This window comes from Gordonia alkanivorans NBRC 16433, from assembly GCF_000225505.1.
Classification (GTDB): Bacteria; Actinomycetota; Actinomycetes; order Mycobacteriales; family Mycobacteriaceae; genus Gordonia; species Gordonia alkanivorans.
In genome coordinates, this window is record NZ_BACI01000053.1 from 1 (window position 1) to 19,103 (window position 19,103).

Annotated in this window: 18 protein-coding genes; 3 read left to right on the plus strand and 15 right to left on the minus strand. The window is 66.2% G+C overall.

Annotated features, from left to right (window positions below):
* Nucleotides 1–236 precede the first annotated feature (236 nt).
* The 3 genes from GOALK_RS09625 to GOALK_RS09635 form a co-directional block, all read right to left on the minus strand.
* Nucleotides 237–2,471, minus strand: a complete 2,235-nt coding sequence (locus tag GOALK_RS09625) for a TPR repeat domain-containing protein (protein ID WP_232283153.1) — start codon at nucleotides 2,469–2,471, stop codon at nucleotides 237–239.
* A gap of 156 nt (nucleotides 2,472–2,627) precedes the next feature.
* Nucleotides 2,628–2,897, minus strand: coding sequence for a DUF2277 domain-containing protein (locus tag GOALK_RS09630; protein ID WP_006358618.1), 270 nt, complete (start codon nucleotides 2,895–2,897; stop codon nucleotides 2,628–2,630).
* Between the two features lie 58 nt (nucleotides 2,898–2,955).
* Nucleotides 2,956–3,930 (minus strand): NADPH:quinone oxidoreductase family protein, encoded by a 975-nt coding sequence (locus GOALK_RS09635; RefSeq protein WP_035755796.1) that lies wholly within the window; start codon nucleotides 3,928–3,930, stop codon nucleotides 2,956–2,958.
* Nucleotides 3,931–3,979: 49 nt separating this feature from the next.
* Here GOALK_RS09635 and GOALK_RS09640 point away from each other — a divergent pair, with 49 nt between their 5' ends.
* Entirely contained in the window at nucleotides 3,980–4,672 is a 693-nt protein-coding gene (locus GOALK_RS09640) for a class I SAM-dependent methyltransferase (protein WP_006358620.1), read from the plus strand.
* Between the two features lie 25 nt (nucleotides 4,673–4,697).
* Here the strand turns inward: GOALK_RS09640 and GOALK_RS09645 are convergent, their stop codons facing one another.
* From GOALK_RS09645 to GOALK_RS09655, 3 genes are read right to left on the minus strand one after another with little or no spacing between them, the layout of a single operon-like run.
* Nucleotides 4,698–5,456, minus strand: coding sequence for an SDR family NAD(P)-dependent oxidoreductase (locus GOALK_RS09645; protein WP_006358621.1), 759 nt, complete (start codon nucleotides 5,454–5,456; stop codon nucleotides 4,698–4,700).
* Nucleotides 5,453–6,409, minus strand: coding sequence for an alpha/beta hydrolase (locus tag GOALK_RS09650; protein WP_006358622.1), 957 nt, complete (start codon nucleotides 6,407–6,409; stop codon nucleotides 5,453–5,455). Before GOALK_RS09650 ends, GOALK_RS09645 begins: the two co-directional genes overlap by 4 nt.
* Complete coding sequence (locus GOALK_RS09655) at nucleotides 6,406–7,797, minus strand: flavin-containing monooxygenase (RefSeq protein ID WP_006358623.1); 1,392 nt, start codon at nucleotides 7,795–7,797, stop codon at nucleotides 6,406–6,408. Before GOALK_RS09655 ends, GOALK_RS09650 begins: the two co-directional genes overlap by 4 nt.
* A gap of 184 nt (nucleotides 7,798–7,981) precedes the next feature.
* Here GOALK_RS09655 and GOALK_RS09660 point away from each other — a divergent pair, with 184 nt between their 5' ends.
* A complete protein-coding gene (locus tag GOALK_RS09660; protein ID WP_006358624.1) occupies nucleotides 7,982–8,584 on the plus strand; it encodes a TetR/AcrR family transcriptional regulator in 603 nt (200 codons plus the stop codon).
* Between the two features lie 7 nt (nucleotides 8,585–8,591).
* Here the strand turns inward: GOALK_RS09660 and GOALK_RS09665 are convergent, their stop codons facing one another.
* The 5 genes from GOALK_RS09665 to GOALK_RS09685 form a co-directional block, all read right to left on the minus strand.
* Nucleotides 8,592–9,449: an LLM class F420-dependent oxidoreductase gene (locus GOALK_RS09665; protein WP_035755807.1), complete on the minus strand. Its 858-nt coding sequence runs from the start codon at nucleotides 9,447–9,449 to the stop codon at nucleotides 8,592–8,594.
* Nucleotides 9,450–9,549: 100 nt separating this feature from the next.
* Nucleotides 9,550–10,605, minus strand: a complete 1,056-nt coding sequence (locus GOALK_RS09670) for a prenyltransferase/squalene oxidase repeat-containing protein (RefSeq protein ID WP_006358626.1) — start codon at nucleotides 10,603–10,605, stop codon at nucleotides 9,550–9,552.
* Complete coding sequence (locus GOALK_RS09675; protein ID WP_006358627.1) at nucleotides 10,602–11,330, minus strand: class I SAM-dependent methyltransferase; 729 nt, start codon at nucleotides 11,328–11,330, stop codon at nucleotides 10,602–10,604. The genes GOALK_RS09670 and GOALK_RS09675 overlap by 4 nt, the downstream gene beginning before the upstream one ends.
* Nucleotides 11,317–12,594, minus strand: a complete 1,278-nt coding sequence (locus GOALK_RS09680; protein ID WP_005201455.1) for a glycosyltransferase family 4 protein — start codon at nucleotides 12,592–12,594, stop codon at nucleotides 11,317–11,319. The genes GOALK_RS09675 and GOALK_RS09680 overlap by 14 nt, the downstream gene beginning before the upstream one ends.
* 2 nt (nucleotides 12,595–12,596) lie before the next feature.
* On the minus strand, nucleotides 12,597–14,285 hold the full coding sequence (locus tag GOALK_RS09685) for an FAD-dependent oxidoreductase (protein WP_075863984.1): 1,689 nt from the start codon (nucleotides 14,283–14,285) through the stop codon (nucleotides 12,597–12,599).
* A 100-nt stretch (nucleotides 14,286–14,385) separates the two neighbouring features.
* On the opposite strand from GOALK_RS09685, the gene GOALK_RS09690 reads away from it, so the two are divergent.
* The gene (locus GOALK_RS09690; RefSeq protein WP_006358629.1) at nucleotides 14,386–15,219 is read left to right on the plus strand and encodes an acyl-[acyl-carrier-protein] thioesterase; all 834 of its coding nucleotides are present in this window, start codon (nucleotides 14,386–14,388) and stop codon (nucleotides 15,217–15,219) included.
* 45 nt (nucleotides 15,220–15,264) lie between these two features.
* Here GOALK_RS09690 and GOALK_RS09695 read toward each other — a convergent pair whose 3' ends face one another.
* From GOALK_RS09695 to GOALK_RS09710, 4 genes are all read right to left on the minus strand, one after another.
* On the minus strand, nucleotides 15,265–15,816 hold the full coding sequence (locus GOALK_RS09695; protein WP_006358630.1) for a DUF3558 domain-containing protein: 552 nt from the start codon (nucleotides 15,814–15,816) through the stop codon (nucleotides 15,265–15,267).
* On the minus strand, nucleotides 15,813–16,697 hold the full coding sequence (locus GOALK_RS09700) for a DUF3558 family protein (RefSeq protein ID WP_040004103.1): 885 nt from the start codon (nucleotides 16,695–16,697) through the stop codon (nucleotides 15,813–15,815). Before GOALK_RS09700 ends, GOALK_RS09695 begins: the two co-directional genes overlap by 4 nt.
* Nucleotides 16,698–16,879: 182 nt before the next feature.
* Complete coding sequence (locus tag GOALK_RS09705) at nucleotides 16,880–17,074, minus strand: hypothetical protein (RefSeq protein ID WP_006358632.1); 195 nt, start codon at nucleotides 17,072–17,074, stop codon at nucleotides 16,880–16,882.
* Nucleotides 17,075–17,255: 181 nt separating this feature from the next.
* Complete coding sequence (locus tag GOALK_RS09710; protein ID WP_006358633.1) at nucleotides 17,256–19,043, minus strand: hypothetical protein; 1,788 nt, start codon at nucleotides 19,041–19,043, stop codon at nucleotides 17,256–17,258.
* Between the last annotated feature and the right edge of the window lie 60 nt (nucleotides 19,044–19,103).

Here is a 19,103-nt window from a genome sequence, read left to right on the forward strand (position 1 = left end):
TTTCTCCTTCGATGACCCCTCGAATGAACGTCCCAGTCGGTGATGACAGGTCAACAGCCCCGTCCTCACGCCAGCGCATTCTCCACTGCAGACGGTCTGCTGCCCGGGCTTCCGAGGGGGACATAGATCGGACCGAACTGGACGCGGTATTGCCCGAAGATCCCGGGGGTGGAGATATACCGATGTCACTGCAGGAAGTCACAAGCCCAAGGCACAGAAATGCAACTGCGACAACGTCAGCGCGGCGCACGGTCCACTACCTCCATGGACTGGTCGGAATCGTTAATGGTCGGATCTTCGAGTGATTCACCGAAGTGGTCGTTGTATTCGAAACGAATACTCTCCGCGCCGATTTCCTTCGAGAATCTCGTGAATTCTCGGCCGTTGGCCTGAACCACTTCCAGGTCAAGAGACCCGTCTGGCTTCACGAATGTTATCTGAGCACCGTCGCGCGCAGTCCACACCTTACCCCAGAGGTCGGGTCGATCCTCGAGATAGCCGGACGTCACATGAACAACCCGATCATGCCCGGCCGTCATCTTGTCGAGGCCGGTCCCTAGATTCTCAAGCTCTGTCTTCCATGCAGATTCGTTGTCCTGCGGATCAGCGGTCGGCAACGCAACCTCATCCATCTTCACGAGTGGCACGGCCATGCCGGCGACCTCGGAGAGCCCAGGGATCTTCAACCCACCAGCGGCCAAAAGCCCTCCGGCCGAGTCGATCAAGAAGGACTTCGCGTTGTACTCCCGCAATCTCTCCCAGTGGTCGTTGTCGGCGAGGGTTGAGAGCGCGTTGGTCAAGCCGTCGTCCATTGACCTGTGTATTTTGGCAGCGGCAGTGGCGAGCTCCGAGTTTTCCGGGTCGCTGCCGTACTCGTGCGCGAGGAAATTCTCCCATTGCACGGCTGCGCTCAACGCAACTCGACCCGCACCGGGATCCGTGGAGAGCACCCCGATGAGTTTTGAGAACTCCACCGTGTCTTCGAGCGGACCGGCTGTGTGGTTGACCAAGACCCCATCCGGAGCACCGGCGAAGTTACCGAAATACGGCGCGAGGTTCTTGGCAAGTACCTGCGACAGCAGAGCATTCCGGTCACCGAAGGTTTCGTACTTGTTATTTCCTGTTGAGTCTCGTTCGACGACCAGCGAATCGAGTTCGTTCTCGTGATCGATCAGAATGCGCGCCAATGCATCGGCGGCCCTACCACCGAGCTGCCCCTCGTAGCCCTCGGATGGTGCCGCCGCCCCGATCCAATCGAAAAGATCTCTACCGCCAGACAAATCGCCTTCGGCACCGAGTTTCACACCGTCGACAGACCACCGTTCAGAAAGAATGTTCAGCACGTGCGCATCGGCGTCGTATCTATGCCCCTCGGCAACCGTCACGCCCATCCGTTCCCCGGTCAGGAAATCGGTGACAGCTTGCCGGTCGTGACTCGAGTTGGTGAGCATCGAGCTCGCGAGCTTTCGCACGTCCTCGACGCGCTGATTTTCGTCGTACAGACCAAAGAGCTTATCTTCGTCGTCCGGAAGAGCTCCAGCGATTTCAGATGCCTGCTTGAGCATTCCTCGATCGACGTCAGTGCCCAACTGCAGACCACGGTCGGTACGGTCACTCAAGATCGTGTTCAGAGCCTTGAAGTCATCGAGACGCGGAACCCCTGCGAAGGAGTACGGGTATCCCGTCGACATACCTGCGGTCGTCCGCTTGATCGGATTCTCGCGAAGCAGTGACACAACCGAGTCAGGCAAGCGGTCAAGGCCGCCGGTTGAGCCCGCTTTCGTGTGTACGTTGGGAGACGACATGATGCGGAAGGCGTCTCCGAGCAGGCCTGGCGCAGCGTTATGAACCTTGAGAAGCTCGTCCATGTTCGCTGTCTTGAGCTCGGTCATGATGCTGCTGAGGTAGTTGTACTGCCCCTGGGGGATCTCCGTGGCCTGCCCATCTCGGAGCGCTGCGAGCTGCTCGGGACTCAAGGATGTCGCTTGCCTCAGTCGCTCTCGGGCCGCCGGCGACAATTTGCCATCCTTGAGCGCCTTCAGGTCTAGCTCGGACTGACGAACACTGAGTCCCGCTGTGACGGGCGCGAGCGTTCTGATGAGTTCCTCTGCTTCACTGATCGCGCGCTTCGTGTCGACGTCAGCAGTGTGCAACTCCTGCGCAAGCCTCTGGAGTCGGATGGTCTCGTTGGTTGCTTCTTCGCCGCGGATGCGACGAGCTTCGGCTATCTCAGACAGTGCCGTGGAGTCACCCTCGTTGCGCTTCTCTTCGGATGCGTAGTCTCTCAGGTCACGGACGGTCCAATCCTCAGAGACGGAGAACTGGTCGTTCTCGAGATTGGTAGCCGACGTATTGAGGTTCTCGACCATCGGGGCCATTCGACTGCCCCCCGACTTGAACGCTTCGCCGAGTTCCTCGACAGCGTCCGCGACACGGGTCATCTGCGTTTTCTCCCAGTCGGCGAGGGTCACCGCCCCGTCACGAGCGGCCCCCTTCCAATCGAGGCCAGTTACCTTCGCATGGAGTTCCCGCTCACGGATGGGGATGCTGTCAGGTACTCCACAGGTAGAGCAGAACGCAGTCAGCAATAGGTATCGCTGAGCGATACCTATTGCTGAACCGGGTGCTTATCCCCGCGCGGCGATCCGCGCTTGTACCTCGGGGCGTCGAAGCGGGGGAACCGTCTTCGGCGGTTGACGACGCTCGGGCAGGGCGTCGAGCAGGGTGCGGGTCGCTGCGGTGACGGCGACGACCGCGGCCTCGAAGGCCTCGGCGTTGGCCGGCGACGGGTGCCGAACACCGCTCACCTTGCGGACGTATTGCCGCGCGGCTGCCTCGACCTCGTCGGCCGTGGCGGGCGGTTCCAGTCCGCGGAGTTCGGTGATGTTGCGGCACATGGCGGTTCCCTTCGCAGGTGGCTGTCTCCTGCGGTCGTCGCCGGCCGAGCCGATGTCCTCAGTCGCCGATCTTCACGACCGCCTTACCCAGAATCCGCCCCTCGGCGAGATCGGTCAACGCCTCGGGCAGCTGATCCAGCGAGTAGGTGACGTTGACCTGCGGGGTCATGCCGTCGGCGATCATCTGGCTCAGCTCCTCGTGCAGCTTCGCGGGGAGATTCAGCTCGGGATGGGTGCGCACGTACTCGCCCCAGGCCGCGCCGACGACCGCGATGTTGCGGAAGAGAACGCGGTTGAGCTTGACCGTCGGGATCCCGCCCGCCGCGAAGCCGACGACCACGTAGCGACCGTCCGGCGCGACCTGGCGCAGCGCCTCGTCGAAGACCTCACCTCCGGACGGATCGATCATGACGTCGACACCCTTGGGCGCGACCTCCCGGAGCATGTCGCCCCAGCCCTCCTCGAGCTGCACGATCTCGTCGGCGCCGGCGCTGCGAAGCAGTTCCTCGGCACCCTTGCGGTGGACGATGGCCACGACCTTCGCACCCATGGCCTTGGCGACCATGATCGACGCGGTGCCGACACCGCCGGCGGCACCCAGCACACCGACGACCTCACCCGGCTGGGTGTGTGCGCGGGTCTTCAGCGCGAACAGCGCGGTCTGATAATTGATGCCCATCGCAGAGCCCTGCTCGAAGCTGAGCCCCTCGGGCAGCGGCAGCAGCTGTTCCGGCGCGGCCGCCACCTGCTCGGCGAAACCGCCGACGATCGAGGCGACGAGGACCTTGTCCCCCACCTTCACCGACGATCCCTCGGGTGCCGACCGCACCACGCCCGCGACCTCGGTACCCGGGGTGAACGGGGTCGGCACGCGGAGCTGGTACTTGCCCTGGCTCATCAGGAGGTCCGGGAAACACACTCCACAGGACTTGACGTCGACGACGACCTGGCCGTCGGCGGGAGTGGGGTCGGGGACCTCGGTCAATTCGAGTCCGGAAGGGCCTGTCTCTGCACTGAGTACCTGAGCTTTCATAACGGTCACCCTACGCGGCGCCCCTCACACACCCGATAGGATCTGTGCCATGTCACAGTCCACGGCACCGTCGCCGAACGCACCGTCCCCCGAACGTCGCAAAGTCGCCGACGAGGCGCCCGGCTTCATGCCGCTCGACGAGGCCCAGACGCTGTTCGAGATCGCCGGAGAGTATCTGTCCCAACCAGATTCGACGAAGATCGGCGTGGAGATCGGCACCTACTGCGGAAAGTCCACGGTGTTCCTGGGTTCCGCCGCCGAGGCGAACGACGCCGTCCTCGTCACCGTCGACCACCACCGCGGCTCCGAGGAGCACCAACCCGGCTGGGAGTACCACGACGAATCGCTGGTCGACCCACACACCGGCACGCTCGACACCTCGGCACGTTTCCGCCGCACCATGTTCGACGCCGGACTCGAGAAGACCGTCGTCGGACTCCTCGCACCGTCGAAAGTCGCCGCCCGCATCTGGGGCAAGCCTGCCGACTTCGTGTTCATCGACGGCGGCCACAGCATGGAAGCCGCCCAGAACGACCTCGACGGCTGGGCTCCGTGGGTGCGCATCGGCGGCGCCCTGCTGATCCACGACGTCTTCCCCGACCCCGCCGACGGCGGACGTCCGCCCTACGAGATCTATTGCCAGGCTTTGGAAACCGGCCAGTTCACCGAGGTCCGGGCGGAAGGATCGCTGCGCGTGCTCCGACGCGACTCGGGTGAGGTCGGAGCGCCGCTGCAGGCCTGACCCTGCACCGAAAGGCGTTGGCGCCCTATGCCTGCTCCAACATCGCGCGCGCTTTCCCGAGGACGTCGGGATACCGCTTGAGGTGTGCGCCGCCGTTCACGTCGAACGCTGCTCCGGTGATCCATCGCGCCTTGTCGGAGGCGAGAAAGACGATGGTGTCGGCGATCTCGGCGGGTTCGCCGCTGCGTCCGAGCGGTGTGTTCTCGATGTACTCCTCGGTGAGACCCGGCACGAATCCGATGCCCTCGGTCAGCGGCGTCGACACCAGACCCGGCGATACGGCGTTGACCCGTATCCCCCGTTCCGCCAACTCCAGGGCCGCGACCTCGACGAGCATCAGCACACCCGCCTTCGACGCGCAGTACGAACCCATCCCGGCACCCGGCTGCCGACCGTTGAGCGACGCGATGCAGGTGATCGAACCGCCGTCGGCGATCCGTCGGCCGGCGTGTTTGATCACCAGGAACGTGCCCGTGAGGCAGACGTCGACGGTGTGACGCCAGGCACTCAACTCGAGTTCGGTCAGGGCTCCCGGATCAGACAGTCCGGCGCAGTTCACCACCGTGTCGAACTCTCCGACCGCGTCGAACGCCGCGACCACCGAATCCTCGTCGGTGACGTCGAGCCGCAGTGCGCGGACGGTGCCGAGACGCTCGGCCGCAACCTTTTCGGCACGCTCGGCGTCGACATCGGCGACGACGACCTCCACTCCGCCGGCCGTCAGCGCATCGACCGTCGCGAGCCCGATTCCCGACGCTCCCCCGATGACGATCGCGCGCTTCACCGGGCGGTCACCGTCTCGACCGCGAGCTTGCGGGTGAGGAACGCGATCGCGTGGCCCACACACGGTTCGAACCAGTCGTTGCCCGCGAAGACGTCGAAGTGATCACACGGGTAGTGCCGGACCTCGGCGCGTGCCTTGAACGCCGCCTTCGCCGCGGCGTGAGGAGGCGCGGCCGAGTCGTAGTCGGCGATCTGCACGAGCACCGGCGCGTCGAGCTCGTGGACATGCTTGTCGGCACGGAAACCGCCGATCTCCAGACCCACCGACGCATCGACCTCGTTGCGCCAGGACGGTCCGGCGATCGCCAGGTAGCTCTCGAGGAACCCCGGCGCTGTCAGTGCCGCATCACGGTCCCCCGGCTTGCCGACGACGCGCATCATCTTCGGGCCGCGCCCCAGCTTCGCCGACAGCGCACTCGCCACCGCGGTCGCGGTGGATCGGGCGATCGCCGCACCCCCGACCTGGTCGTAGGCGACGCGACCGGCCGCGAGCCCGTTGACGAGGGGGATCACCGAGATCACCGCGGCGATGTCGGTTCGGCCACCGGAGACAGTCAGGACGTGACCGCCCGACTGCGAAACTCCCCAGAGGATAACCCGATTTGGGTCGACGCCGGGCTGCTTCTTCGCAGCAACGATCGCCGCGCGATAGTCGTCGGCTTGGCGTTCCAGCGAGATCTGCTGTCTCGGTTGACCTTCGGACAACCCGAAACCGCGGTAGTCGAACGCGAAGACCGCGAGTCCAGCCTCCGCGAAACGCCGGGCGAACGGTTCGAGACCCGAGTCCTTGGTGCCCGCGAAACCATGCGCCATCACGACGACGGGCCGTTTGCCGTCGACCTCGAAGGGCGAAGCCGACGAACCAGCGAAAAACCATGCGTCGCAGTCGGTGCCGGACGACGGGAAGCGGACGGTCTCCGCCCCGGACGGTGTGGTCGTGCCCGCTGCGGTCATGCTGAGGCCCCCGCTTCCGAGACGGTGCCGACGGGCACGGAATCCGCGACACCGGCCCAGGTCATCGGCCCCTGCTCCTGCGCGCGGCGTCGACCGTCGGGAATCTCTTTGGTACGCATGTTGTGTTCGTAGAGGTAGTGGTCGAGTTGCTGCGTGTGTCGCGCGCTCTGGACCATGTGGCCGGTGAAGAACTCTGTGTCCGCCGCGATCGTGTCCCGCATCTGGGCAACCGATGGCGGACGATAGTGGCCCGTCGCGTACGCACCGATCAGGCGCGCCTGGCACTCGACGAACGGGAACAGCGTCGGGACGGCCTGCGCGAACCCGGCGAAGACGAGGTCGTCGATACCGGGGTAGAACATCCGCTTGTAGAGGTCGATCCGGTTGTCCGGGGCGGAGATGAAGTCGGGGTCGAAGAACGGGAAGGTGATGTTGTATCCCGTTGCATAGATGATGATGTCGAAGTCGTCGGAGGTACCGTCGTCGAAGTGGACCGTCGATCCGTCGAGCCGGCTGACGTTCGGCTTGGCGATGACGTCGCCGGAGCCCAGGCGTAGCGGCAGCTCCACTGACTGCGTCGGATGCGCCTCGAAGAACTTGTGATTCGGAGTCGGGAGACCGTAGTCCTCCGGACGGCCGGCTGTCACCGGTTGCATGATCTGCACGAACTTGCGCTGCCACGCCATCGGGATGTGCGGCGAGGTCTTGTAGTACTTGTCGGCGGGCTTGCCGCCGAAATACTTCGGCACGATCCACGCACCGGAGCGGGTGGACAGGGTCAGCTTGTTGTCGAGCGCCTTCGACGACAACTCCACCGCGATGTCGGCAGCGCTGTTCCCCAGGCCGACGACCAGGATGCGCTTGCCCATGAAGTCATGCGGCGTCCGCGGATCGATGTAGTGGTGCGCATGCATCTCGATGCCGTCGAACTCACCCGGGAAGTTCGGGAACCGCGGGTCCCAGTGGTGTCCGTTGGCGACGACGAGGAGATCGAAGCGGCGTCGTTCACCTCGTTGGGTCTCCAGCTCCCAGCCTCCACCGTCGAGTCGACGGGCGTGCTCGACGCCGTTGGTGAACTCGATCGACGAGGTGAGGTCGAAGGCCTCCGCGTAGGAGTCGAGGTACGCCTTGATCTGCGTGTGGTGCGGGAAGTCCGGGTAATCATCCGGCATCGGGAAGTCCCGGAAGGACAACTGATGCTTGGAGGTGTCGATGTGCAGCGACCGGTACGCGCTGCTGTGGCCGTTCGGGTTGCCGAATGCCCAGTTGCCGCCGATGCGGTCGGAGCTCTCGAAGCAGGTGTACGGGACGCCGTAGTCGGTGAGCATCTTGCCCGCGGTCAGGCCGCTGATCCCGGCGCCGATGATCGCGGTGGTTGGTAAAGGCACGCTGCCCCCTCTGGACAAACTTCGGTGATGATCGAACATCGCGGTGTAGACACAATCTGGTTTGTGTCTACACCATGACCTGAACCGTGTACACAGATTCCACGAACTGTCTACGGGCTTGTTAGTCTTCGCCGGAGCGCTGACGACAGAGCAGACCCAGGCGACGAGCGACGCAGGAGACCCCGTGACCGAGACGACCAACCCGTCGGTTCACGACCGGTTGCTCGACGCCACCGAGAAGTTGCTGGCCGAAAAAGGCATTCGGGCGACGACGATGCAGCAGGTCGCCGAGTCCGCCGGGGTCTCCCGGGCGTGGCTGTACCGGCACTACCCCGACAAACCGTCGATGATCGGCGCGACCATCGTGCGGCTGACGGAATCGTTCTGGCGCGACGCACGAGCGACGCTCGACGACATCGGCGATCTGGCCGGCCAGCTGACCGCCGGCGTACGGATCGGGCGCGGCGCCTACGACGACCCCGGAACCCTCCTCATGCGATTGCGCACCGAGGAACCGACGGAGTTCGCCGAATGCGCGGGCGTCGGCGTCGTGAAACTGGTACCCGACCTCGCCGGCTTCTGGTTCCCGTACATCGAGGCCGCCGCCCGACGCGGGGAGATCCACGCCGGACACGACCTGCACGAGGTCGCCGAATGGGTTGCGCGCGTGCTGATCAGCCTCGGCACATCGCCGGGCGAGACGATCGACATCGACGACGCCGAGCAGGTCCGGCGCCATCTCGACCGGTTCGTGATACCCGGTCTGCGTACCGACCCGCTCGCCTGACCCGGCGCTAGACGGCTGCCGGCGCGAGGTCGAGTTTTCCGGCCAGCTTCGCCAGGTAGCCTGTCGCGCGTTCCACCGAGTCGTCGGGCAAGCCGTAAAGCACTGTGGTCACGCCGATCTCGCGCCACTTCACGAGCTTCTCCGGCACCGGCCTGAAGTCGAGGACGACGATCTCCGGCTCACCCTCGCGACCGGCATCGGACCAGATGCGCTTGAGCAGTGCAACGGAACCCTCGATGTCCTCCTCGCCCGGGGTGGTGATCCAGCCGTCTGCGCTGCGGGCGATCCACTTGAAGTTCTTCTCGTTGCCGGCCGCACCGACCTGAACGGGGATGTGTCCCTGCGTCGACTTGGGCCACGCCCAGCTCGGCCCGAAGTTCACGAATTCGCCGCTGTACTCGGCTTCTTCCTGCGTCCACAGGGCACGCATCGCCTCGAGGTACTCGCGCAGCATGGTTCGACGCCGCTTCGGCGGCACGTTGTGGTCGGCGAGTTCGTCCAGGTTCCAACCGAATCCCACGCCGAGGGTCACCCGGCCCCCGGAGATGTGGTCGAGGGTGGCGATCGTCTTGGCCAGGGTGATCGGGTCCGACTGGACCGGGAGCGCCACGGCAGTCGCCAGACGGATGCGCTCGGTGACCGCAGCGGCGGCGGCGAGCGACGTCCACGGATCGAGGGTGCGCATGTACCGGTCATCGGGAAGGGTCTCGTCACCGGTCTGCGGGTGCGCGGCGTCACGGCGGGTGGGGATGTGGCCGTGCTCGGGCACGTAGTACGACGCGAAGCCGGCGTTCTCGATCAGCGGCGCGAGCACGTGCGGCTTGAGCCCGCGATCGCTGGTGAACTGCACGATTCCGAACTCCATGAGGCCTCCCCGGGCACCGTTGCGGCCGCCCGGAACAGAATCGGACGGTTGACTGGACACCAGTCTAGGTGATGGGCGCCACAGAGACCAGGGGGTGCGATCAGGGCGCGACGGCCAGCCGCTGACGGACATCGCGGAAGATGCCGTTGGCGACACTGGTGCGACTCACGGCATCGGCCGCCAGGACGACGGCAGCAGAGGTCCAGCAGCTCTTCTCCACCGGCCAGCGTTTGCCGTCGGCGAAAACCAGTCCGGTCCAATACGATCCGTCGGGATCGCGCAGATGCTGAATCGAGGCGATGAGCTCGATGGCGTCGGCGGTGTCGCCGAGCGAGTCGAGAGCCAATGCCAGCTCGCAGGTTTCGGCACCGGTGACCCACGGACGGTGGTCGACGCAACGCACACCCTTGCCGGGGACGACGAACTGGTTCCAGCGGCGGGCGATCAGCTTCTGCCCCTCTTCCCCACGCACCGCGCCGCCGAGGATCGGGTAGTACCAGTCCATCGAATGTTCGGACGGAGGTGTGAAGATCTCCCACTCGGCGTCGCGCGCGGTGTCCGTACGGATGGCGTCACCGAGTTTGGTGTGCGCGGCGATCCACGCGGCGTCGGGCTGATCCAGCTCGGCCGCGATCCGGATCGCGCAGTCGATAGCCTGAAAAATGCTGGCGTTGCCGGTGATCAGGGCCTCACCGAACATCGCGCCGGTGCGGTGGTCGCCGCCCCACCGGAACGCGCCGTCGTCCCGCTGGAAGCGCAGGACACAGTCGATGGCCGACCAGACGACCGGCCACATCCGCTGCAGGAAGGCGTCGTCACCGGTGATCAGGTAGTGGTGCCAGACCCCGACCGCGATGTAGGCGCAGAAGTTGGAGTCGGTGCCGGCGTCTTCGACCTTGCCGCACACGGTGCGGATCGGCCACGAGCCGTCGGCTCGCTGTTTACGCCGCGACCATTCGTATGCCGCCTCGGCCTCGGCGTGAAAGCCGGTCACCGACAACGCCATCGCCGATTCGATGTGATCCCACGGATCGGTCTGCCCACCGGGGAACCAGGGCAGTGCGCCGGATTCCTCCTGCATGCCGACGATGGCCGCGCCGGTGGCGCGCATCTGCTCGGCGGTGACCACTCCAGGGACAGCCGGAGCGGCCGTCATGAAGACGCGGCAGTCTCGGGCTTACGGAGATACAGGGCCACGGACTTGCCGATCATCGGGTTGAGCACCTGCTCACCCACACGGGTCAGCCACGGCTTGCTCATCATGTCCCAGACGAGCAGCTGATGATATCCCTTGACCAGCAGGTTGTCGTTGTTCTCCACGCCGACAGCACATTTCAGCCACCAGTACGGAGCGTGAAGGGCGTGTGCGTGATCGATGCCGGTGACCTCGAGGCCCGCCTTGCGCAGCTTGTCGGCCAGTTCCGAGGCCTTGTAGATACGGACGTGTCCGCCCTCGACCTCGTGGTATTCGTCCGAAAGGGCCCAGCAGACCTTCTCCGGCCAGTACCGCGGCACCGTCACGGCGGCCACGCCACCGGGCTTGAGGACGCGGACCATCTCGCTGATCGCACCCTCGTCCGTCGGGATGTGCTCAAGGATCTCGGACATGAGGACCACGTCGAAGCTGTTGTCCGCGTAAGGAAGACGCAGCGCATCTCCGACCTCGGCGCGCGCCTTGGCCGAGGCGGGCACATGCCCTTCGGCCGTCATGGCGTCGAACATCTCCGCGACGTCGGCCATGTCACTCTCCGACATGTCGAAGGCGATGACATCCGCTCCCCGACGGAACATCTCGAAAGAGTGTCGTCCCTGACCCGCCCCGATGTCGATCGCCTTGGTGCCCGGGCCCACGCCCAGACGGTCGAAATCAACTGTCAGCACTCGATGTCCCTTCTGTTGCTCGCCGGTGTCCGGCGAGCACGGTTTCGTAGTGGGCCGCAGTCTTCGCGGCCACCGCCGCCCAGCTGTAGTTCTCCTCGGCGCGGCGGCGTCCTCCCGAGCCCAGACGCGCACGCAGTTCGGCGTCGTCGAACAGTCGTCCGATCGCCTGTGCGAGGCGCCCGGAATCCCGCGGCGGCACCAGCAACGCGGCCTCTTCACTCGTGCCGACGACTTCCGGGATCGCACCGGCGCGAGTGGCCACGAGCGGTGTCCCACAGCTCATCGCCTCGACGGCCGGCAACGAGAAGCCCTCGTACAGCGACGGAACGCAGGCAACCTCGGCCGAGGCCAGGAGCTCCGCGATCTCGGCGTCCTCGAGCCCCGAGACCACCGACACCCGGTCGGCGATCGCGAGATCCTCGATCATCTTGGCAGACGGCCCATTAGGGTCCAACTTGGACACCAGTACCAGTTTGACGTCGTCACGCTCGGCAGCGAGCTTCGCAACCGCCTCCAGAAGGTACGACACACCCTTGAGCGGCGCGTCGGCGCTGGCGACACAGACGATCCGGCCCGGGACGCGGTCGGCACCGGGCGTGAAGATCTCGGTGTCGACGCCGAGCGGGATCGTGGTGATGCGGCCCGACGGGATGTCGAACGCCTTGCGGATGTCGACCTCGCTGCTGCGAGAAACGGTGAGCAGCTCCGGGATCCGGCGCGAGACGCGTCCCTGCATACGCAGGAAGGAGTGCCAGCGCCACGCGGTGATCTTGCGCCAGCCCTTGGCCGCCTTGACCGCGAGGGTGCGGTCACGCGTGATCGGGTGGTGGATCGTCGCGATGAGCGGGAAGCCCGCCTTCTGGATCTCGAGCAGTCCGTACCCGAGGCACTGGTTGTCGTGCACGATGTCGAAGTCGTCGCGCCGTTCCTTCAGCAGCCGGGCGACCCGCAGGCTGAAGGTGAGCGGCTCGCCGAAGCTCGCCGTCCACATCGATCCGACCTCGAGCATGTCGATCCAGTCGCGGTACTCGCTCAGCTTCGGCGTACGGAACGGGTCCGGCTCGTCGTAGAGCCCGAGGCTGGGCACCTTGGTGATCGTGACGCCGGCGTCGATCGCCGACTGGTCGAGCTCCGGATACGGCTGTCCCGAGAAGATCTCGACGCTGTGCCCGAGCAGCGCGAGCTCGCGGGAGAGGTGACGGACGTAGACGCCCTGCCCACCGCAATGAGGTTTGCTGCGGTAGGACAGCAGTGCAACCCGCACGGTTACTGCGCTCCGGCGGCGGCCGCCGCCTCGAACTCGGAGATGCTGACGAACTTCGCCCGTGCACGGCCGGCGGCCTTGCCCGCGGACTTCTCCGCTGCGTCGATGGCCTTCCATCCCGCGAGGTCGATGCGGTTGGCACCGCGGTCGGCGCACAGTGCGGCGACATCGTCACGCGGGGTCGACGGATCGCCGATGGCGCCGGCGACGAAGTCGTCGATCACGGCACGTGCCGTCTCCTGACCGCACAGACGATTCATGCCGATGCCACCTGTCGCTCCGCGTTTGATCCAGCCGGTGACGTACAGCCCCGGCATCACGTCGCCCTCGGTCGCGGCCTGCACGCGTCCCCCGGCGTTCGGGACGACGCCGCGCCCCTCGTCGAAGGGGAGGTCGGTGACCGGGACGCCGCGGTATCCGATGGCCCGCAGAAGGAGGCCGGTCTCGAGGTCGAATCGCTCGTCGGTGGCCTTCACGGCCACGCGGCCGGCGGCGTCGGCGTCGGCTTCGGTGTAGGCGTTGCGCACGCACGTCAGCGTAGTCACTTCGCCGTCACCGGCAATTCCGGCGGGAGATGCCAGGAAACGGAAGACGATGCGCTTGTTGCCCGGTGTCTGCGGACGTTCGGCGAACTCGCGGGCCAGCCGGATCTTGGTGGCGATCGTCGAGTCGAGCGTGTCATCGGCCAGGGCAGCCTCGGAACCCTCGTCGAGGACCAGATCCTCGGGATCGATGACCACGTCGACGCCCTCGACGTCGCCGAGAGCGAGGAACTCGCTGTTGGTGTAGGCCGCCTGGGCGACGCCGCGGCGGCCGAGCAGCACGACTTCGGTGATGTTCGATTCGCGCAGCTTCGCCAGGGCGTGGTCGGCGATGTCGGTCTTGGCCAGTTCGTCGGGGTCGGTGACGAGGATGCGCGCCACGTCGAGCGCGACGTTGCCGTTGCCGACGACGACAGCCCGTTCCGAGGACAGGTCGACGTCGAGGTCGGCGAAGTCCGGGTGGCCGTTGTACCAGGCGACGAACTGGGTGGCCGCGACGGAGTTGCGCAGGTCCTCACCCTCGATGTTCAGCCGCTTGTCGGTCGCGGCGCCCACCGCGTAGATGACCGCGTGGTAGCGGGCGACGAGCTCGTCGTGGCTGATGTGCTTGCCGACCTCGACATTGAGGTAATAGTCGAAGTTCTTCTTGGCGGCGACCGACGCGAAGGTCTTCTCGACCCCCTTCGTGGCGGCGTGGTCCGGGGCGACGCCCGCGCGGACCAGGCCGTAGGGCGTGGGCAGACGGTCGAACATGTCGACCTTGATGGCCGGTTTGCGGACGAGTTCCTCGGCGGCGTAGAAGGCGGCCGGACCGGCACCGACGATCGCGACGTGCAGCTCCCGGTCGGGCAACTGCGGCGCCTTGCGTGGCGGGACGAGCCCGCCCTCGACGTCGTGGTCCTTGTAGTAGTCCGCGTTGATCTGCAGGTACGGCTCGTCGCGCTCGGTGAGCTGATCGTCGGGAACGATCGCCTCGACCGGGCACTCGTCGATGCACGCTCCGCAGTCGATACAGGTCTCCGGGTCGATGTACAGAGCCTCGGCAGTCAAGAACTCCGGCTCGTCGGGCGTCGGGTGGATGCAGTTCACCGGACACACGCTCACGCAACTCGCGTCGTTGCAACATGGACGGGTAATCACATGCGCCATCTGCTGTTTCTCCGTAGTTCCACACGTAGAACGTGTTCTAGTTTCAGCCTTGACTGTATCTTATCTGCAAAGATACCTGCGACCCATCGAAGGGACTCGAGTGAGCCAGGTTACGTCAGGCGAGAGAGCGGGACCACTACCCGACCGCAAGGAGGGTGCCCGGTTCTACCAGGCGGGATACCGGGTCCGGACCGGTGATGTCGACCAGGACATGCGGGTACGGCTCGACGCCGTCGCGCGATACCTGCAGGACGTCGCCAACGACAATCTCGAGGCCACCGAGTTCGGCAGGACCGAGCCCTTCTGGATCGTCCGGCGCACCATCATCGACGTCATCCGGCCGATCACCTGGCCGGCGACGGTGACCGCCCAGCGCTGGTGCGGCGCGCTGTCGACCCGCTGGACCAACATGCGGGTGCGGCTCACCTCCGAGCACGAGACCAACCGGTTCAATCCCGACGACCGCCCCGCCGGCCTCATCGAGACCGAGGCGTTCTGGATCAACGTCAACGACAAGGGCGTGCCGTCACGGCTGTCCGACCAGGCCTTCGAGATGTTGTCGTCGATGACCGACGAGCACCGTCTGCGATGGAAGTCGATGAACCCCGAGAAGGCCCCGGCCGCCGAGGACATCCCCTTCCCCGACCGTGAGCACGTCCTGCGGATCACCGACTTCGACCCCTTCAAGCACCTCAACAACGCCGCCTACCTCGAGGCCATCGAGGACGAGCTGGTCGAGCACCCCGATCTCGTCGACATGCCGCACCGCGTCGTCATCGAGTACCTGCGGCCGATCGTGCCGGGGACGCGCCTCACCCTGCGTCGTGTCCGCGAGGGCGACCAGCTGACCGTGTGGCTGATGATGCCCGGTACCGGCGACGAGCTCGTCGTTGCGGCGAGCGTGGCGGTGGGTCCGCTACCCACCAATCGGTAGAAGAAACGCGTGCATAGCACGCATTTCTTCTACGAAATCCCGGGGCTACTGACCGCCCTGGAGCAACAGCTCCATCAGCTTGATCGGCGCCTCGCACGGGTCGCCCGCGGGCGCGCTGCGGGGTTCGACGAACCAGGTGAAGATCCCGCGACTCGGAGCCCTCGCGGTGACTCCGCAGACTCCGGGTCGGTCGGGGCTGCGCTGGGTGAAGGCGGACTGGCTGGCGACCTTGATGTTCTCGGTCTGGAAGCCGAGCTTTTTGGCCGTCTCCTTCTCGAGGTTGACGTTGCCCCACTCGAACCAGTTGAACGTCACGCTGACGACGTCGGTGGCACCGGACACCAGCCACCGGCAGATGGCACCGCTGAAGGACCGTTCGGCGAACCCACCGCCGGCCACCACGTCGGCGATCATCGCGTCGGGTAGCACGTCGCACTCGAGGAGCAGTTTGTCGAATTGATCGGTGTCGATGTCGCTGCTGCCGGACTGTCCGGCGGCGCCCACCGGCACCGGCTCACCGTCGACCGTGCGCGCGCAACCGACGAGTGCGGTCAGGCCGAGGAGGAGCGCGACGAGGACTGCGAGTGACCGCCTCATGAGGCACGCTCGATGGACAGCTTCGCCAACTCCCGTGCGGCGTCGCAGATCTGCTCGATGGGCCGCGCCTCGACCGCGTCGCCCCGGATCGACCACTCGAAGAAGTCGGCGCCGAATCCCATACCGACCTCACAGATCTGGCCTGACTGGGTATAGCCGATGAACCCCTGGTGACCGTCGATCTCGAGTTTGTTGGTCACGTCGCGCGACAGCTTCACGTTGGCCTCTTCGCGGCCGATCGGCGAACCGCGGTACCAGTTGAACGAGGCGACGGCCCCTGTCCGCGAGCCGGTGGTGTCCCATTCGCACACCGACGTGTTGTTGACGGTCTCGGTGAGTCCGCCGAAGCCGGTGATGCGGGTGACCTCTTCCAGCGTCACGCCGCCGCATTTGCCGAAGAACGGCCCGGAACCGGCCTGCGCGGGCGCCTCGGGGGTGTTCGGCCTGTTCGGGTCGGACGGCTCGTCGTCCGAACAACCACCGACGAGCAGCACGACGACGGCGAGGACGGCGACGAGGAAGCTCGAGTCGCGGAGCCGATCGAGTTGTCGCCGTTCGCGTTTGGTGGGTCGGCCGGCACCGCGGTCACGACGCGGCTGACTCGCCAGGATCTCCCTGGGCGGCGGTGGCGGCGACCGGTCGATGAAGCACTCGGCGGCCATCGGCGCCGACACCCGCTTGTTGATGGTCTTGGTGACCTCGACGATGCGTTCGCGCCCGTCGAGCCGGACGCGGACCTCGTCACCCGGAACCACCGGCTGGGCGGGCTTGGCCGTCACGCCGTTGACGCGGACATGGCCCCCACGGCATGCGGCACCCGCCGCGGATCGGGTCTTGGTCAGGCGGATGGCCCAGATGTAGGCATCGACGCGCGTGGACATGGTCAGTGACCCGGCCGCCCGGCCGTCCGGCCGTGGTGACGTCCCGAATCGTCGATCATGCGCCCACACTCCCTTCACCCGCATGTGCCCGCCGGCACCGCGCAGCGATGCGGTCGGGCTCATTGGCCACCACTGTAGCCGCGCGGATCGTCGAGTCGGGGTTCACCGCGCGGGCGTCGTGCTCACCGCTTGCGGGACAGCAGGTACACCCCGCCGCCGACGGCCAGGATGGCGAAGAGGATCGCCAGGAACGTCTGGTCGAGCACCAGCAGGACCACGAACACGGCGACGCCCGGTGACACCGCGACCAGGCTCATCACCGGATGCTGCCGGACGACCTCCGACACTGCTCTGCTTCTGTCGCGATCGATCGCCATCACGGCCTCCCTGGTCGGCTCCGCTTTTCGACCAGCGTAGTCATTTGTCGTCCGGGTCGGCCGGAGGTCGATCCGGCGACCGACCGTGAGCCCTGACTCCCCGGTCGGGGGCTGGAGAATGGTCGACGCCCCGGCACGGATCGAGTCCAATGCCGGGGCGCCGGTCTGTGGGCGGCCGGTGTCAGGCCGCTTCGGCGCCGGAGCCGCTCGACGAGCCCGAGTCGCTGCCGGAACCACTGCCCGAGTCGGCGTCGCGGCCGGCGCCGGAGCTGCCGCTGCCGCTGTCCGAACCGGAGTCACCGGCCGAGCTGGAACCGCTGTCCGAGCCGGCGTCGCCGCCGGAGCTCGCGGAGTCCGAGCCGCCGTCCGAATCCGAGTCACCGTTGTCGGAGCCGTTGTCAGAGCCGTTGTCGGAGTCGTTGTCCGGGCCGGCGTCGGAATCCCCGGCGTCGGAGGCCTCAGGGGCGCGGTGCTTGCCTTCGTAGCCGTCATCGGCCGCCCGATGCTTGCCGACGTACTCGTCGACGACGTCGCTGCCCGAGTCGTCAGATGCGATCTCGGGCGCCACGAGATCGGGGCCCACGAACTCTGCGGCTTCCGGCTCCGCGAAGGTCGACGCCGCGAACGCGGTGGGAGCCGAGGCCGCGACCCGGGCGACGGCGTTCGACTGCGGGATCACCGCGCCGCCGGTCGTCGGGATGCCGAAGGGGAACTCATAGCTCGGAATGTGGATGACCGGGACGATCTCGCCGGTGTCGAGCTGCCCGAAGGTGATGACCGGGAGGCCGAGGCGGTTCGGACGGTACTCGCCGTTCACCTCGACCAGCGGGCGGAACGTCACCTGGGAACCCAGCCAGTCGACGGTGATCGGCCCGGTGAAGCCGTAGTCACTGGTGAGGCGGAGGAAGTTGCCGCTGAACAGGTCGTAGTCGCCGCCGATGCTCAGGCGGGAGAAGTCCTTGGAGAGGGACATCCAGTCGCCGTCGAAGTCGATGCCGGAACCGCTCAGAATCGACGCCAGGATTCCCTGCAGCGCTTCCTGACCGGCGTCGCCGAGGACACCCGTCGGGTCTGACAGCAGCGCCGTCGGGTCGGTGAGCGCGAACTGCACCTCACCGTTGGGCTGCTGGTAACGGAAGTCGAAGGTGCCCAGCACATTCGCGCAGGCTCCGACGCCGTCGGCGTAGGCGCCGGTGAGGCCGCCGTAGCAGCCGACGCCCTTGATACCGGGGATCTCGAGGATCTCCTTGCCCAGCACGGTGACCGGGAGGTCGCCGGTGTTCCAGGCATGAGCCATGCCGAGGAGCGCGAAGGACTTGGCCGTGCGGCCGTCACTCGCGCCCGCGGTCGCGATGCTGAGCGGGAGGTACGAGATGGCGGTCGCGTCGCCTTTGCGAAACGCCACCGCCAGCTGGAAACCGTTGCCGATGACCTTTGCCGAGCCCTCGGTGGCAGGGGCGTCGGCAAGCGTCGCCGGCAGGTTCACGCCGAGATTGCCGACGATCGTCCTCAGGATCGAACCGAATGTGCCCGAGAAGATGTCGTCGTACACGTTCTTGAGGGGGTCGTAGACGCCGATGGGAACGATCTCGATCCGGTCGGGAAGCACGATGGCGATGCCGATCCCGCCGAAGTCGGTACTGGACTGCGAGCAGTCGGCGCCGCCGCGGGCGCCGTCGGAGACACAGGATTCGATGCGCCAGGCTTCGGCGATGTCCGCGAGCGCGCCGTTTCCGACACCGCTCACCAGCTCGCCGAGAGGATTCCCCTTGTTGAAGCTGTTCGACCAGTCTCGGAGGTCACTGATCGCGGACGCCTCCGCGGCCGCCGGCTCCATCGCCTGCCCGGCGCCGATCGCGGCCACCGTGGCGATCGCGGCCGCGCCCGCGACGACGCGGTGCTGACGCTTCTGCTTGCGGTCCGCGCGCCGCGCGACCTTCTCCGAACGCTGAGTTCGGTTCCGCCCCATGCTGGTCACTCGTCCAACTTTCTTTCTCCCCACCCCTTGCGCTGAGCAAGTTAAGCATCG

Bases quoted from the DNA above. Each gene is read 5' to 3' on its own strand.
- GOALK_RS09640 (WP_006358620.1), top strand. From the start codon at position 3,980: ATGTCACAGTCCACGGCACCGTCGCCGAACGCACCGTCCCCCGAACGT.
- GOALK_RS09670 (WP_006358626.1), bottom strand. From the start codon at position 10,605: ATGACGGCCGCTCCGGCTGTCCCTGGAGTGGTCACCGCCGAGCAGATG.
- GOALK_RS09635 (WP_035755796.1), bottom strand. From the start codon at position 3,930: ATGAAAGCTCAGGTACTCAGTGCAGAGACAGGCCCTTCCGGACTCGAA.
- GOALK_RS09665 (WP_035755807.1), bottom strand. From the start codon at position 9,449: ATGGAGTTCGGAATCGTGCAGTTCACCAGCGATCGCGGGCTCAAGCCG.
- GOALK_RS09695 (WP_006358630.1), bottom strand. From the start codon at position 15,816: ATGAGGCGGTCACTCGCAGTCCTCGTCGCGCTCCTCCTCGGCCTGACC.
- GOALK_RS09685 (WP_075863984.1), bottom strand. From the start codon at position 14,285: ATGGCGCATGTGATTACCCGTCCATGTTGCAACGACGCGAGTTGCGTG.
- GOALK_RS09630 (WP_006358618.1), bottom strand. From the start codon at position 2,897: ATGTGCCGCAACATCACCGAACTCCGCGGACTGGAACCGCCCGCCACG.
- GOALK_RS09710 (WP_006358633.1), bottom strand. From the start codon at position 19,043: ATGGGGCGGAACCGAACTCAGCGTTCGGAGAAGGTCGCGCGGCGCGCG.
- GOALK_RS09650 (WP_006358622.1), bottom strand. From the start codon at position 6,409: ATGACCGCAGCGGGCACGACCACACCGTCCGGGGCGGAGACCGTCCGC.
- GOALK_RS09700 (WP_040004103.1), bottom strand. From the start codon at position 16,697: ATGTCCACGCGCGTCGATGCCTACATCTGGGCCATCCGCCTGACCAAG.
- GOALK_RS09705 (WP_006358632.1), bottom strand. From the start codon at position 17,074: ATGGCGATCGATCGCGACAGAAGCAGAGCAGTGTCGGAGGTCGTCCGG.